Genomic DNA, 16,393 nt, shown 5'->3' on the forward strand with positions numbered 1-16,393 from the left:
AAGCTCTTCGACCGGGTCGGCGGGCGGCCGGTAGTCGCCGTGGTACGCCGCAGGCTCCGGCAGCGCGGCCCTGTCCACCTTGCCGTTGGCGGTCAGCGGCCACTCCGGCAGCACGACGACGGCCGCGGGCACCATGTAGTCCGGCAGTTCCTCGGCCAGTGCGGCCCGCAGCTCCGGACCCGTCACCCCCTCGTCGGCGGTCACGTAGCCGACGAGCTGGTTGTCGCCGGAGGCGGCCTTCCGCATGAGCACCAGCGCGGCCGTCACTCCCGGCCGCTGCCGCAGCGCGGCCTCGATCTCGCCGAGCTCGATGCGGAAGCCGCGCAGCTTGACCTGATCGTCGAGGCGGCCCAGGAACTCCAGCGTGCCGTCCGGCAGCCACCGCACCCGATCCCCCGTCCGATACAGCCGGCCCCCCTTGGACGTGGGAAAGGACCCGAACGGATCCGGCACGAAACGCTCCGCCGTCAGACCAGGACGCCCCCAATACCCACGAGCCAGGCCCGGCCCACCCACGAACAGCTCCCCCGCGACCCCCACAGGGACCGGCGCCATCACCTCGTCCAGCACGTACACGTACGTGTCGCTGATGGGAGTGCCGATCGGCACCGACGTGTCGCCGACCTCCTCGACCCGATGGCAGGAGGTGAAGGTCGTCGCCTCGGTCGGGCCATACCCGTTGATGATCGCGCATCCGGGGAGCGCGTCGAGCGCCCGCCGCACATGCGCGGGAGACAGCGCCTCGCCACCGGCGAGAAGCTGGCGGAGCGGACGGAGATCGTCCAGGCGTTCCTCCACCATCCGGTGGAAAAGCCCGGCCGACAGCCACAGCGTCGTGACGCCCTCGGCCGCGATCACCTCGCCGATCTCGCCGAGTGCCGGCCGGGTCCCGGGGAACAGCGCCAGCCGCGCGCCGTTGGCCAGCGCGCCCCACACCTCGAGCGTCGAGGCGTCGAAGGCCAGTGGGGCGAGGTGCAGGAACACCTCGTCGGCGGCGAGCCTGGCGTAGGAGGCCTCCTTCACCAGGCGCGTCACGCTGGTGTGCGTGACCGCCACCCCCTTGGGCCGTCCCGTCGAGCCCGATGTGTACATCAGGTAGACGAGGTTGTCCGGCCGTACCGTCACCTCGGGCGCGGTCTCGCCCGCGCCCGCCAGCTCGTCCAGCAGCACGACGTTCGGGTGCTCGGGCAGGCCGCCGGCCAGCTCCGCGGTGGTCACGATGACGGTGGGCGCCGCGTCCTCGACCATGTACGTCAGGCGGGGCAGGGGATAGCCGGGGTCCAGCGGGAGGTAGGCCGCACCGGCCTTGAGCACGCCCAGCAGCACCACAGGCAGCTCCACGTCCCGGGGCAGGCACACCCCGACGAGGTGCTCCACGCCGACGCCCCGGGCGGCCAGCTCGTTCGCCACCCCGTTGGCGCGCCGGTCCAGCTCGCCGTACGTCAGGGACCGGCCCTGGCACGAAACCGCGACCGCGGAGGCCTTGGCCCGCGCCTGCTCGGCCACCAGCTCGTGCACGACCCGCGGCCCCGCATAGGCGGAGGGTGTCACGTTCCAATCGGACAGGACGAGCTCGCGCTCGGCGGCGGGCCAGTAGACCAGGTCGGCGGGGCGGGCGCCGGGGTCGGCGGCGATGGCCGTGAGCATCCCGCGCAGGTGCCTGCCGAGCCGCTCGACCGTCTCCCGGTCGAGCCGGTTCTCGTCGTAGAGCAGCTTGAACGACAGGCCGCCGCCGTCGCGGGCGACGATGGTGAGCGGGTAGTTGGTCCATTCGCTGACGCGGGGGGCGTGCACGGTGAGCGGCTGCCCGCCAATTTTCGAACGGCCGTCGGAGTCCGGTTCGCGCGGATAGTTCTCGAACACGAGCAGGCTCTCGAACAGCGGCGATCCCGCGGGCAGCCCGCTCCACGACTGGACGTCGGCCAGCGAGGCGTAGGCGTAGCGGCGGGCGCGGTTCTGGGCGGCCTGGAGATCGGCGAGCCAGTCCGCGGACCGGGCCGCCCCCTCCAGCCGGGCCCGCACCGGGAGCGTGTTGATCAGCGGGCCCACCATGGCCTCGACCCCGTCGATCTCGGCGGGCCGCAGGGCCACGGTGGCCCCGAAGACCACGTCCCGTTCGCCGCTGTAGCGGCTGAGGAGAATCGCCCAGGCGCCCTGCGTCAGCGTGTTGACCGTGAGCTTGTGGTCGCGGGCGAACGAACGCACGGCGACGGTCTCCGCCTCCGTGAGCGCGCAGTGGTGCTCGGCGAACCTCGGCGACTCCGATGTGGCCGCCCGGTCGGCTCCCAGCGCCGTCGGCCGCTCCAGCCCAGCCAGCTCCCCCTTCCAGAAACGCTCGGCGGCGGCCGTGTCCTGCTTCCCCAGCCAGGCGATGTAGTCCCGATAGGGCCGTACGGCAGGCGACGCCGGCGCCGATCCGCCCACGAGGGCGGCGTAGCAGGCCAGGGCCTCCTGGAGGACGAGCGGCATGGACCAGCCGTCGAGCAGCAGGTGGTGGAAGCTCCACACGAGCTGGTGGTCGGTTTCACCGAGCCGCACCAGGGTGATCCGCGTCAGCGGGGCGCGGTCGAGCGGGAAGCGGCGCGAGTGGTCGTCCGCGAGCAGCTCCTCCAGGCGGCCGTCCTGGTCCGCCGCGCCGCGCAGGTCCTCCTCCCGCCAGGGCAGCACGACCTCCCTGTGGACCACCTGGACGGGCTGCTCCAGCCTGTCCGACAGGAAGGCGGTACGCAGGATCGGGTGGCGGGCGATCACTCGCCGCCATGCCTGACGGAACAGGCCGGGAGCGAGCGGCCCGGTGATCCGGCAGGTGACCTGCACCCCATAGAGCTCCCGGTCCGGCGAGCGGAGTTCGTGCACAAGCATCCCGGCCTGGAGCGGGGACAGCTGATACAGGTCTTCGATGGTGTCCAGGTTCATGTCATGACCGTCCGGGATCGAGAAGGGCGGCGAGGACGTCGGCGTCGCGCCGGCTGAGCCGCGCCAGGGGGAAGTCGGAGGCGGCGAGTGGCTCGTCCGCCTGTTCGGCGTAGGCCCGCAGCCGGCGGACGAAGGCGTCCGAGAGGCGCTCGACGGTCGAGGCGCGCAGGGTGTCCTCGCTGTACGTCCAGGAGAAGCGCAGCCTTCCGCCGCTGACGAAGCCGTCGACCTCGAGGAGGTGAGGACGGCGCTGCCGCGGGCTCCTGTCGTCCGCGCCCGACTCCCTGACCAGAGTGAAGAGCGTGGAGAAGGACGCGTCGAACTGGCCGAGGTAGTTGAAGCTGACCTGCGGATGAGGCGTCGCGGCGAGCCGCCCGCCGAGGTGGCGCAGGACACCGAAGCCGATGCCGCGGCGCGGCAGCCGGCGCAGCTGCTCCTTGACGTGGCGCAGCTCCTCCCGGTCGTCGCGGGACGGGCCGAGGTCGAGCAGCAGGGGGAAGACCGAGGTGAACCAGCCGATGGTGCGTGAGACGTCCACGTCGGGTGCGAGCGGTTCGCGCCCGTGCCCTTCGAGCGTGAGGAAGAGCGAGCGCGACCCCGTCCACTCACCGAACGCCTGCGTGAACGCGGTGAGCAGCACGTCGTTGACCTCGGTGCGGAACGCCTGGGACGCCTTCCTGAGCAGGTCGCGGGTGTGCCGCTCGTCGAGCCCGTCCCAGTGCCTGCGCAGCGACGCCACGCTGTTCGCACCGCCGGGGAAGTCGACGGGCAGCGGCGCCGGGTCGCGCGGCGCCTGGCCGCTCCAGTAGCCGATCTCGTCGCGCAGCCCGTCGGCGTGCTCGCGCAGGTGCCGGGACCACCCCTGGAAGGACAGCGTCTTGGCCGGGAACCGAACGTCCTCGCCGCGCCGGAGCTGCCCGCAGGCCGACTCCAGATCCTCGATGAGCACGCGCCACGACACCCCGTCGACCACGAGGTGGTGCACCACGAGGAGCAGGACGCCGTCCGCGAACAGCACGGCCCGCACCAGCGGCGCCTCCCCCAGGTCGAGATCGGCCTGGGCCTCCCCGATGGCGTCCTCAGTGCACGGAGCCGTGGTCACCCTCAGGACCACCCTGGCCGGTTCCTCGACGTGCTCCTGCCGCCACCCCGAGGCGTCGCGGACGAACCGCAGGCGGAGCGCGTCGTGGTGGCGCACCACCTGGTTGACCGCCTCCTCCAGCACGTCAGGGTCGACGTGTTCGCGCAGCTCCAGCAGGAAGGTCTGGTTGAAGTGGTGGGGGTCGGCCGGGTCCTGGTCGAAGAACCACCGCTGGACCGGTGTGAGCGGCACCTCTCCCGTGACCGGCCCCTCGCAAGCCGCGACGGGGACCGGCTCGTACGGCACGGCCGCCGCCAGCCGGGCGACCGTCGGGTGGTCGAAGGGGTCGCGGGTGGTGAGGCGCAGGCCCGCCTGCCGGGCGCGCGCGACGATCTGGATGCTCACGATGGAGTCGCCGCCCAGAGCGAAGAAGTCGTCGTCGGCTCCCACCCTCGGCAGCCCGAGCACGGCCGCGTAGATGCCGGCGAGGATCTCCTCCACCGGGCCGGCGGGGGTCCGGTAGCCACTGTCGCCGGGGACGGGGTCGGGCAGCGCCGCCCTGTCCACCTTGCCATTGGCGGTCAGCGGCCACTCGGGCACCACGACGACCACCGCGGGCACCATGTAGCCCGGCAGGCGCTCCGCCAGCGCCGCCCGCAGATCCCGGCCCGGCAGCCGCCCGCCGCCGGCGGTCACGTAGCCGACCAGCTGATCGTCTCCGGATGCCGCCCGCCGCATCACGACCACGGCGTCGTCCACCCCGGCCTGCTCACGCAGCGCGGCCTCGATCTCGCCGAGCTCGATGCGGAAGCCGCGCAGCTTGACCTGGTCGTCGAGACGGCCCAGGAACTCGAGGGTCCCGTCGGGCCGCCACCGCACCCGGTCCCCGGTCCGATAGAGCCGCTCCCCCGGCTCGAACGGATCCGGCACGAACCGCTCCGCCGTCAGACCGGGACGCCCCCAGTACTCCCGGGCCAGGCCGTCCCCGCCGACGAACAGCTCCCCCGCGTCCCCGGCGGGGACGGGCGCCAGCGCCTCGTCCAGCACCCACACGCGGGTGCGGGAGATGGGGCCGCCGAGCGACGGCTCGCCCGGCAGCGGCCCCTCCGGCACCACGCCAGACGTGGTCACCACCGAGTACTCCGTCGGCCCGTAGTTGTTGACCAGAGTGAACGGCAGGCCCGGCCGTGGGTGGCGGTGCAGCGCCGCCCCTCCGGTGAGCAGCACCCGCAGCGCGCACTCCGCCGGCCAGTCCAGCAGCAGCGCCCGCTCGGCCAGCGGCGTCGGCAGGAACGCCACCGTCACCCCTTCGCCGAGCAGCCACTCCCGCAGCAGCTCGGCCGAGGGCCGCGTCTCCTCCGGCGGCAGGCAGACGCGCGCTCCGGCCGTGAGGTACGGCCAGAGCTCCCAGCCCGCGGCGTCGAAGCCCAGCCCGGCGACGAGGCTGGCCCGGTCCGCCGCCGTCACGCCGAACGTACGGCAGTGCCACTCGATCAGGTTGACGATCCCCCGATGCGGGACCGCCACCCCCTTGGGCCGTCCCGTCGAGCCCGACGTGTAGATGACGTAGGCCAGGTGGTCCGGCCGTACGGGAACGCGGAGATCGGTCCCGCCGGCCGCCCGCAGCTCGGCCGCGACCGCCGGGTCGTCGAGGATCAGCAGCCCCGGATGCGAAGGAAGGCTCGCGGCCGGCTCCGCGGTGCTCACCACCGCGGTCGGCGCCACGTCATCGATCATGTAGGCCAGCCGCGCCGGCGGAAGGCCCGGGTCGAGCGGCACATAGGCCGCGCCCGCCTTGAGCACGCCCAGCAGCACCACAGGCAGCTCGACATCTCGGGACAGGCACACCGCCACCCGATGCTCGATCCCCACCCCGCGCGCCTTCAGCAGGTTCGCCACCTGGTTGGCGCGGCGCTCCAGCTCGCCGTACGTCAGGAACCGGCCCGCGCCCGAGACCGCCACCGCCGAGGGGGTGGCGAGGGCCTGTTCGGTGACCATCTGATGCAGGACGACCGACTTGTTCATGACTGCGTCTCCGGAATCTCCAATGTGATGGCTTTCGCCGAAGCGGCGGCGTTGCCGTGGGTGGCCGCGACGCGGGTCAGCAGGAGGGCGCCCGCGCTGGCCACGATGGCGGCGGTGAGGAACACGGGCACCGGGCCGCTCGCCTCCAGGAGCGCCCCCGCGCACAGGTACCCGGCCGCGCCGGCCAGCAGGTTGCCGGTGACGAGCGCGGTCATGACCTGGGTGCGAAGCGCCTCGGGCGGCCGCAGCGTGATCACGGTGATGTAGGCGGTGTTGAGCACGGGCACGCACACGCCGCTGACGACCAGCAGCGCCCCCACGGCCACGGCGGGCAGCGGCAGGGCGAGCGCCCACAGCGGCAGCGCGGTGACGCAAGCGGCGAAACCGCCCAGCCGGAGGGGTGGCACCCGGCCCGCCAGCCGGAAGGCCAGCAGGCTCCCCGCCACCGAGCCGCCGCCCCATGCCGCCAGCAGCCAGCCCAGCACCGCCGGATCGTCGCCGAATCTGCCCCGGGTGAGGACGGGCAGCGTGGCCAGCAGGACGGGGAACAGGAAGCCGTACATGAGGGTGGCGCCGGCGAGCCGTACGAGCAGCGGGTCGCGGAGCAGGTGGCGGAGCCCCGCCGACACACCGCCCTGGTCGTCTGCCGAGCTCCGTCCGCCTCCCCCGGGAAGCAGGGGAAGCAGGCCCAGCAGCAGGAAGGAGATCACGTACGACACCGCGTCCAGCCAGAGGACGTTGACGGCGCCGACGGCGGCGATCAGCGCGCCCGCCGCGGCGGGCCCGGCGAAGGCGGCGAAGCGGGTGCCGCCCTCGATGAGGCTGTTCGCCCGCGCGACGGTGACCTCCTCGTGGAAGACCTCGGGCAGCACCGACCGCTGGCAGGCGAGATACGGCGCGGTGAACGCGCCCACCCCGCACACCAGCAGCAGGAGCAGCGGAAACGACAGCACGCCGAGGGCGTCGAGCAACGGGATCATGGCGATCAGCACGGCCCGGCTCAGGTCGGCCAGCCGCATGGCGGCCCTGATCCCGACGCGGGCGACCAGCATCGCGCTGGGCAGCCCGAGCAGGGCCACGGGGACGAGCTCGGCCGCGAAGACGGCCGCCATCCGGGCCGGCGAGTCCGTGGCGCGCAGGGCGAACCACGGCAGCGCGACGAAGCTGAGCTGCGTCCCGAGCCCGGACAGCGTCTCGGCCGCGACCAGCCCGAAGAGGGTCCTGCCGGGTGTCGAGGCCAGTGGCGAGGCGGTCATCGGCTCAGTGGCTGTGGTCGTGGGCGATCCGGAGCAGACCGCCGTCCCGCACCAGGATGAGCGAGCTCACGGCCTGCGCGGGGACCCGCGTGTCCCCTCCGCTGATGCCGGCGAGGGCGACGGTGTGGAGCGTTCCAGTGCCGACCACGTCGGTGTGGAGCTGCTCGTAGGTCAGCGTCGGCCGGTCGAACCCGGGCTTGAACATCGGGGCCTCGGCGTAGAACCGGGCGATGCGCGACGTGCCGCGCAGCACCACGGTCTCCCGGTCCTGGACGGGCCCGTCCCCCGGCTCGTAGATGACCATCGTGGTCTCCTCGGACGGCAGGTAGGCCGCCATGTAGGCCTCGTAGTCGCCCGTGTTGTACGCCTCGGCGACCTCGTGCAGGAAGGCGTCGACCTCGGCGCGGACGCCGGGCGGCGCGGGCATGGGGTAGGTCATCGCTCCACCGCTTCCGTGGGCTCGTCCACCCGCACGAGGGCCAGGTGCGGCGTGGTCCGCACGAAGAAGCCGTTCAGCGCCGTCTCCTCCGACAGGGCGTACTCGTTGGGGGCGACCAGCGGCCGCACCTCCGCCAGCACCTGCTCCTGCTCCTCCTCGGGCAGTCCGGCGAGCCAGGCGTCGTCCCTGCCGGAGCCCTGGGCGAAGTAGACGTCGATGAGGCGGCGCATCTCCGACACGACCAGCGCGCTGCCGCCACCTTCCGCGTCGTCGAGGTCCTCCAGCCCTGACACGACGTTCCAGAAGGCATGGATGATCCGGCCGTCGGCGACCTCCTCGCGCGACATCCGGTGCGCGTCCCAGAACAGCGACTTCTTGCCCCGGTAGTTCAGGTAGAGCGACGACACGAGGACCAGGAAGCGGATGTAGGCGGTCTGGTAGGCGCCGCGGTAGTACTCGGCGACCTCGTCCTCGCGGAGCTCGCCTCTTAGGATGCTGGAGACCCCGGCCGCGGCGAGGGTGGCGCTGAACGTGGCCAGGTGGACACCAGTGGACAGCAGCGGGTCGAGGAAGCTGGCCGCGTCGCCGGCGATGAAGTAACCCGGACCGGCCGACTCCTCGCAGATGTAGGAGAAGTCCTGCTCGACCTGGACCGGCCGGACCCGCGTCCCCGATTCCAGCAGGCCGGAGATGAGCGGCGACTCGGCCAGCGCGTCGCCGTACAACTCTTCGATCGTGCGGCCCTGGTCGCGACGGCTCTGGAAGCTCTGCTTGTGAGCGACGACGCCGACGCTGAGGGTGCCGTCGTGCAGTGGGATGGCCCAGATCCAGCCGTCCTGGATGGAGCCGACCTGGATGGCCCCGGGCGGGCCGTGCCGCGGCGGCGTGGTGCCGGTCCAGTAGCTGTAGGCGGCGACGTTGCGGAAGCCCTCGTTGTAGCGGCGGCCGCCCAGGTAGCGGGTGGCCAGCAGGCCGGCGCGGCCCGAGGCGTCGATGAGGTAGTCGAAGGAGATTTCGCCGGTCTCCTCGGCATCGCGGGTGTTCACCCATTTCACCGAGGTGGGACGGCCGTCGGTGAAGACGACCTCGGTCGCCTTGACGCCCTGGCGTACGCGCACGCCCTGGCTCTCCGCGTGTTCGAGCAGCAGGTGGTCGAACTCCGAGCGGATGACCTGGAAGCCGTACCCGTCCTTGAACTCGGCGGGGTCGCCGAAGACGATCTCGAAGGTGTCGTCACCCCATTCGAGGTAGCCGCCGTATTTCCTGACGAAGCCGTGCCGCTCGGCCTTCTCCCTGGCGCCGATGAGATCGAGCACGGTGAGGATCGAGGGCAGCAGCGACTCGCCGATGTGCTCACGGGGGAACCGGTCACGTTCGAGCAGGGTGACCTGGAAGCCCTCGCGGGCGAGCAGTGACGCGGCGGTCGATCCCGCCGGGCCCCCGCCGATGACGAGGACGTTCGTGGTTTCACGCATGTGTGCCTCCTACCTGGGTAAGGCGGGCGAGCTGCCGGAAGCCGCGCTCTGGCGGAGGCAGGAAGCCCGTGTCGACGAAGTGCCGGATGTACGTGCGGAGCAGCTCGGCGTCGAGTGGCGGGCACTCGACGCCGCTGCCGGACAGCGCCGCCGAGGTCGCGCGGCAGGTGAACGGAGCCGAGGCCGGCTCCTGGGTGCGGGCGAACTGGTGCACCAGCGGGAAGAGGGCGTTGCCGTCCTCTTCCCGTAGGTCGTCCAGCCTGGACAGCCAGTCGAGGTAATCGACGGTCTCCAGGCGATATCCCAGGTCACGGACTGTGCCGAAGACCTCTCGCCATGGCGTGGCCCGCGTGCCGATCAGATGGAAGGTCCCGCTCGGCGAGGGCGTCCGGGCGAGGTGGACGATGGCCCTGCTGACGTAGTCGGCGGGAGCGCCGACGATTCCGGTGCCGATGTCGGGGGCCAGGCCGAGCTGCAGGCAGCCCTTGAGCATGCGCCAGATGGCGTCGTCGGGGCGCGACGCGCTCGTCCTGGTGTCGCCGGTGACCGCGCCGGGGCGGTAGACCGCAACCGGGATGCCGCGCTCGCGTGCGGCCTCGGCGAGCCGCTCCGCGACCCACTTGCTCTGGGCGTATCCGGTCGGAAGCACCTCGCCCGACGTCTGGACCGCGTCCTCGCCTATCTCTCCGTCCCGGTCGGCGGAGAAGACGGCGGTCGTCGACACGTGGTGGACCGGCTTGAGCCGATGCCGTACGGCCAGCCGCAGCACTTCCTGAGTGCCCAGGACGTTGCAGTCGCGCAACGCGGCGTAGGGCAGGGTGAAGTGGACCACGGCCCCGCAGTGGTAGATGGCGTCGACCTCCGCGCCGAGCCGGTCGAAGGCGTCCTCCGAGAGCCCCAGGAGCGGGCGTTCCAGGTCGCCCGGCACGGGGATGACGCGCTCCGAGTCGGCGATCCCGTGCTCACGCATCACACGGCGGAGGCGCCGGCCGGCCTCCGCCTCGGTCGAGGCCCGGACCAGGCAGTGCACGCGGTGGTCTGTGCCCTCCAGCAACGCCCCCAGCAGGTGCGCGCCGAGGTAGCCGGTGGCACCGGTCAGCAGGACCGCCCCGCACTGCCCATGCGCGGCATCGGGACCGGCATCGGGGCCCGCGGGCGGGACGATCGCCGGGTCGAGCCGCGCGTCCTCGTCGAGCCACATGCCGCGGTCGGGCCGTGTGCCGAAGCCGGTCCGCGTGTCCTGTTGAGGTAACTCGGAATGGCCGGACGCCGCCGACGGATCGATCACCCTGGCGAGCCGGGCCACGGTAGAGGCGCTGAGCAGGTCCTTGATGACCAGGCCGGCCCCGAACTCTCTGTTGACCATGGAGAGCATCCGGGTGGCGAGCAGCGAGTCGCCGCCGAGCTGGAAGAAGTCATCCCCATCCCGCAGGGACGGGTTGCCGAACAGAGCGCGCCACAGCGTCAGCAACCGATCCGCGACCTCGCCCACCGGGGCCGGGGCGGCGTCCTCGACCGGTTGCGGCGCCTCCTCCTGGTAGCCGTCGGGCCAGTACCGCCGCCGCTGGAAAGGGTAGGTCGGCAAGGGCACCTTGGTACGGCTCCGCCCCTGGAAGGCGGCCCAGTCCACGTCCACCCCGCTGGACCAAAGGGTGCCGAGCGCCTCCAGCACGGCGGCGGTGTCCTCCGTACTCTCCGGCCCGGAACGGAGAGAGGCCGCGGTGAGCGGCGCTTCGTCCGCCGTGTCGTGGGCCCGCACCAGGGACGAGAGCGCCCAGCCGGGCCCCACCTCGAGGAACACGCGCGAGGGGTCCTCCAGCAGCGTGCGGACGCCGTCGGAGAAGCGGACCGTGTGGCGGAGATGCGCCGTCCAGTAGCCGGGGTCGGTGGCCTGCTCGGGCGTGAGCCACGTCCCCGTCAGGTTGGAGACGATCGGCAGTCGCGGCGCGTTCAGTCGCCTTGACCGGACGAACTCCCCGAACTCGGTCAGGATCGGCTCGACCGCCGCCGAGTGGGCGGCGATCGCCACCTGGAGCCTGCGGCACGTGACGCCCTGTCCCGTCAGCCGCCGCTCCAGCGTCTCCACCGCCGCGACGTCTCCCGAGATCACGCAGGAGCGGGGGCCGTTCACCGCCGCGACCGCCAGGCCCGAGCCGATGGGAGGGCCGAGCAGGGGCCGCAGATCCCGTTCCGGCAGTGCCACGCTGAGCATCGCGCCCGGTGGAATCCGGTCGAAGAGCCGCCCGCGCAGCGCGATCAGAGCCAGCGCGTCCTCCAGCGAGAAGACCCCGGCCAGGCAGGCCGCCGTGTATTCGCCGAGGCTGTGCCCGATCACCGCCTGCGGCCGGATGCCCCAGTGGTTCCAGAGCCTGGCCAGCGCGTACTCGACGGCGAAGAGGGCGGCGGGAAAGGTCGAGACCCGGTGGACGCCGTCGCCCCGGGCGGTGCCGTACAGGATGGAGCGCAGGTCGGCGCCCAGGTGGGGCGTCAGCAGGCGGGCGCATTCGTCCACGGCCTCACGGAAGACGGGCTCGTGGGCGTACAGGTCCGCGGCCATCTCCGGCCGCTGGGCGCCGCCGCCGGGGAACATGAAGACCACGGGGCGGTTCCCTGCGGCCTCTCGGCCCGTCGCGGCGCCCGCGAGCGCGGCGACGGCGCCGGCGATATCCGCGCAGACCACGGCGGTCCTGTGCGCGAAGGCGCGCCGTCCGAGTCGCAGCGTGTGGGCGACGTCGGCAAGGTCATGTCCCGACCGGGACAGGTGCTCGGCCAGGTCGGCCCTCGCCTGCCGTAACGCCGGCTCGGTGCGGGCCGAGAGCACGAGCAGGTGGTGGCCGTGCGACGGGCCCGTCTCGGCAGGAGGCGGCGCCTCCTCCAGCACCACGTGCGCGTTGGTGCCGCCGATGCCGAAGGAGCTGACACCCGCGCGCCTGGGCCCGTCCTGCTCCCATGCGCGTAGTTCGGCGTTCACGTGGAACGGGCTCCCGCCGAGGTCGATCTCGGGGTTGAGCTCGGTGAAATGCAGGGTGGGCGGCAGCCGGCGGTGCTGGAGCGCCAAGACGGTCTTGATCAGGCCCGCGACTCCCGCGGCCGCGTCGAGATGCCCGATGTTGGTCTTGACCGAGCCCAGGCCGCAGCGCGTCCCCGCGTCGCCGAACGCCTCGATGAGGGCGGCGACCTCGATGGGGTCGCCGAGCGGGGTGCCGGTGCCGTGGGCCTCGACGTAGCCGATCGTCTCCGGTTTCACGTCGGCGACGAGGTGGGCCGCACGGATGGCCGCGGCCTGGCCCTTCACGCTCGGCGCGGTGAAACCGATCTTGTCGCGGCCGTCGTTGTTGATGGCGCTGCCCTTGATGACGGCGTGAATCGTGTCGCGCTCCGTCAGCGCGTCCTCCAGCCGCTTCATCACGACGATGCCGACGCCGTCGCCGCTGACCGTGCCCCTGCCCCGGGCGTCGAAGGCACGGCAGCGCCCGTCGGGAGAGAGGACCCCGCCTTCCACCGGCAGGTATCCCGCCCGCTGCGGCACGCTGATCGACACGCCCCCGGCAAGCGCGATGTCACAGTCGCCGGTCAGCAGGCTCTGACAGGCAAGGTGGACCGCCACCAGCGAGGTGGAGCAGCCGGTCTGCACCGTGAGACTCGGTCCTTCCAGGCCCAGCTTGTAGGACACGCGAGTGGACAAGAAGTCCCGGCTGGTGGCGAGGCCGATCTGGAACGGGTCCACGGCGGCCCGCACCTCGGGGCTGGCGTTCAGCGCGCTCGCGTACTCATTGGCGCTGGCGCCGGCGAACACCCCTACTCTGGCCGTCCCGGAGCCCGGATCGTGGCCCGCGTGCTCCAGCGCCTCCCAGGCGCACTCCAGGAAGACACGCTGCTGAGGATCGAGGATCTGAGCCTCGCGCGGGTAGTAGCCGAAGAACGCCGCGTCGAAGAGGTCGGCGCCGTCGAGCACGCCCCTGCGCGGCACGTATCTGCTGTCGCGGCGTATCTCCTCGGGCACCCCCGCAGCCGCCAACTCCTGGTCTGTGAAGGTCGAGAGCGATTCCATCCCGCTCTCGAGGTTGCGCCAGAATTCGTCTAGATTTCGCGCCCCGGGAAAGCGTCCCGCCATGCCCACGATCGCGATCTCGGTGCCAATGGCGTCATGATTTGTTTCCCCCATGCTTCAATCCCCCCGGACACGGCCGTGTCCCCCGTAAGTCGAATGGTCCCCACCTTCGCCGAACACGGATAACGGTCACAAAGCCGTCTTGCGACAGACTTGCAGGGGAATGGGATTCCTAGTCAGAGCAGCTGTTCTCCAGCTTCATTGGCCGTTGACCAGCGACCACTGACGGCGGCCACCAGCGAGGTGAACGACGGTGCGGAAGTGACCGTCGTCATCGATTGCCCGGCTCCGGTAACCGACCAGCCTGGTGGATCCGCACCGGCGCCCGGCCACCGAACGCCAGTGCCACGGGAGTCATCGCGTCTTCCCATCCGGAAGCGGGGCGGCGTTCTGCTCCGACTTGGCCAAGAACGGGGACCGCCCGAGAATCACGATGCCCGCCACCATCGCGATCAAGCCGATCACCTCGGCCGCAAGCGCCTCCGGGCTGACCCGCAAGCGCTCGGCAAAGATCGCGATCCCAAGCACGATTCCGGTGATCGGTTCGGCCGCGGTGGTAGCCGGCAGTGAGATCTGGAGCGGCGCGGCGTCGAACGCGCTCTGGTTGAGCAGCAGTCCCACTACGGCCACGCAGAGCAGGGTGTAGGGCTGCCAGGTTTCGAAGGGGACCTGAAACCCCTTGCTCAAGCCAAGCAATGAACTGTGAGTCAGCACGTCCTGAAGTCCGTACAGCACTCCGGCGGCTGCCGCCAGCAACATCGCCTTGATCTTCAGAGAACGCCGGAGTCCGGCGAAGACCAGCCAGGCCGCGACCACGATCACCGCCAGCACCGCCAGCCAGCGCATAGAGCCCGGCTCAGGCAGATGGTCTCCGTTCGGCTGCCCGAAGAGCAGAAAGAGCGATGCTCCTCCGCTGACAAGTACGGCGCCCAACCACTCCGTCCGGCCGAAATGTTCCTGGTAGACGACATGCGCGGCGGCCAAGGCGAACAGCAGGTTCGTCGCGAGAATCGGCTCCACCCATGCCATGCTCGCCTCCCGAAGGGCGACCGCTCCGAGGATCTGGCCACAGAGCATGAGGCCGATCCCGATAAGCCACAGCGGCATTCGGACAAGATCCAGAATCAGATGCGGGTGCAGCATCTCCTTCAACGGCTCGCGATATGCGGCATGTTGCTGGGCAACGAAGCCCAGACCGAGAAGGCACGCCGCACCCAGGGAAATCGCGATGATAACGAACAACGACTGTCTCCGATGTCCGGTCAAGAGGTATGGGCGCCGAACTAAAAGAGACTGGCTCATCCGGCGAACGTTGCTGAAAGCTTTAGTCCACACCTTCCCTGGATACCGACTCCCTACCTCGTGGCCCGGCCATGGTCAAAGGTTGCGTGGTGCAGCGAACTGGACGACCCAGAGCGTGCGGAGGGGCTGGCGCACCTGCGCGAGCTCGCGAAGGGCCGGACGCTGACGCTGCTCACCGCGACCAAGCAGCCCGAGATCAGCGAAGCCGCAGTCCTCGCCGACCTGCTCCGCGGCTGACCTCGGCGATCAAACCACACACAGATAGCCGGTCGTTGATTGCTCGCGTGTACGGGATACGGCACGGCAGGGACGTCGCGGCCTGACATTCGAACGGGGACAAGGGCGGACGAAATGACACCTACGAGCGATCATTGACCGGCAATTGACAAAAAGTTACATTACGTCGGCAGATCGGGGGGTCCTCGAAGGGAGAACCGTCCTCATGGTGCGACGAGTCCTGATCTCCACTGCGGCAGCCGTACTCTTCCTGATTTGGGGTGTTCCATCAGCCGCCTTCGCGGTGGACGGCATTCGAACTCCATCGTCGCCCTCCTACACGGTCGCCCTGACCAGCAACGCGTCGGGCAGCACATGGACGGGACACGAGAGCGTCACCTTCACCAACCCGTCCGCGGACCCGTTGACCGAGGTCTACCTCCGGTTGTGGGACAACTACCACGGGACGTGCCCGTCCACACCGGTCACCGTGACCAACGTGACCGGGGGCACGCCGTCCCCGCTGTCCGTCTCCTGCACCGCGCTGAAGATCACACTGCCCACCCCGCTCAACCAGAACCAGAGCACCTCGATCGGGTTCGACCTGAGCATCGTGGTGCCCACCGGCGCGGACCGGTTCGGTCACGACGGGTCCTACAACTTCATCGGCAACGCGCTGCCGGTTCTGGCGGTCCGCGACGCGAGCGGCTGGCACCTCGACCCGTATACCGACAACGGTGAGTCCTTCTACGCGCTCATCAGCGACTACTCGGTCACGCTGGACCATCCGGCCTCGCTGCTCGTGCCCGCCACCGGCACCTCCGCCGACACGCCGGGGACGGCCGGCCGTACGATCACCAAGGCCACCGCCAAGAGTGTCCGCGAGTTCGCGTGGGCGGCCGGGCCGTTCGTCAGGACCACCGGCACCACCACCACGGGCGTCGTGGTGAACGTCTACCGGGTGAGCTCGATCAGTGCGGGCAGCGCCAGTTCGATGATGACCACCGCGAAGAACGCGCTCGTCGCCCACGCCGGGCGGTTCGGAGCCTTTCCGTACGGCGAGGCGGACGTGGTGCTGGACAACAACTTCTGGTTCGGCGGCATGGAGTATCCCGGCTTCGTGCTCGACGTGGTGAGCTCCACGGCCCTCGCCCACGAACTGGCCCACCAGTGGTGGTACGGCATCGTCGGCGACGACGAGTACAACAGCCCGTGGCTGGACGAGTCGTTCGCCGACTACGCGACCGACCTGTACAACAACATCTCGGGCACCAACTGCTGGAACAGCGTCTCCTGGCAGTCGTCGGCCGAGAAGATCAGCAACTCGATGGCCTACTGGGACGCCCATTCGAGCCGGTACGGAACCGTGGTCTACAACTACGGCAAGTGCGCGCTACACGACCTGCGGCGCACGATCGGCACGACGGCGATGCAGAACCTGCTGAAGAGCTACGCCACCGCCCACTGGTACGGGATCTCGACCACCGCGGACTTCAAGGCCGCCGCCCAGGCCGCGACCTCGGTCGACCTGTCGTCCTTCTGGACCATTCACCGCATCGACGGCTGAGCGGT

At 70.9% G+C, this 16,393-nt stretch carries 9 protein-coding genes; 2 read left to right on the forward strand and 7 right to left on the reverse strand.

Features of this window, described 5'->3' with window-relative positions; translation table 11 throughout:
* From N5079_RS25450 to N5079_RS25480, 7 genes are all read right to left on the reverse strand, one after another.
* Positions 1–2,916, reverse strand: a 2,916-nt coding sequence (locus N5079_RS25450; protein WP_261586586.1) for an amino acid adenylation domain-containing protein, incomplete at its 3' end; no start/stop codon positions are given.
* Position 2,917: 1 nt separating this feature from the next.
* Positions 2,918–6,022 (reverse strand): amino acid adenylation domain-containing protein, encoded by a 3,105-nt coding sequence (locus tag N5079_RS25455; RefSeq protein ID WP_261586587.1) that lies wholly within the window; start codon positions 6,020–6,022, stop codon positions 2,918–2,920.
* Entirely contained in the window at positions 6,019–7,278 is a 1,260-nt protein-coding gene (locus N5079_RS25460) for an MFS transporter (protein WP_261586588.1), read from the reverse strand. Before N5079_RS25460 ends, N5079_RS25455 begins: the two co-directional genes overlap by 4 nt.
* Positions 7,279–7,282: 4 nt before the next feature.
* Positions 7,283–7,717 carry a YybH family protein gene (locus N5079_RS25465; RefSeq protein ID WP_261586589.1) on the reverse strand — a complete coding sequence of 145 codons (435 nt, stop codon included), beginning with the start codon at positions 7,715–7,717 and terminating at the stop codon, positions 7,283–7,285.
* Positions 7,714–9,192 (reverse strand): NAD(P)/FAD-dependent oxidoreductase, encoded by a 1,479-nt coding sequence (locus N5079_RS25470; RefSeq protein ID WP_261586590.1) that lies wholly within the window; start codon positions 9,190–9,192, stop codon positions 7,714–7,716. The genes N5079_RS25465 and N5079_RS25470 overlap by 4 nt, the downstream gene beginning before the upstream one ends.
* Entirely contained in the window at positions 9,185–13,357 is a 4,173-nt protein-coding gene (locus N5079_RS25475; RefSeq protein WP_261586591.1) for a type I polyketide synthase, read from the reverse strand. The genes N5079_RS25470 and N5079_RS25475 overlap by 8 nt, the downstream gene beginning before the upstream one ends.
* Positions 13,358–13,657: 300 nt before the next feature.
* Positions 13,658–14,545, reverse strand: coding sequence for a DMT family transporter (locus N5079_RS25480; protein ID WP_261586592.1), 888 nt, complete (start codon positions 14,543–14,545; stop codon positions 13,658–13,660).
* A gap of 120 nt (positions 14,546–14,665) precedes the next feature.
* Between N5079_RS25480 and N5079_RS25485 the strand changes: the two genes are divergently transcribed.
* Both N5079_RS25485 and N5079_RS25490 read left to right on the forward strand, forming a co-directional pair.
* Entirely contained in the window at positions 14,666–14,842 is a 177-nt protein-coding gene (locus tag N5079_RS25485) for a DUF488 domain-containing protein (RefSeq protein WP_261586593.1), read from the forward strand.
* Between the two features lie 205 nt (positions 14,843–15,047).
* Positions 15,048–16,388, forward strand: coding sequence for a M1 family metallopeptidase (locus N5079_RS25490; protein WP_261586594.1), 1,341 nt, complete (start codon positions 15,048–15,050; stop codon positions 16,386–16,388).
* The last annotated feature ends 5 nt before the right edge of the window (positions 16,389–16,393 follow it).

This window comes from Planotetraspora sp. A-T 1434 (assembly GCF_025420585.1).
Classification (GTDB): domain Bacteria; phylum Actinomycetota; class Actinomycetes; order Streptosporangiales; family Streptosporangiaceae; genus JAOEGB01.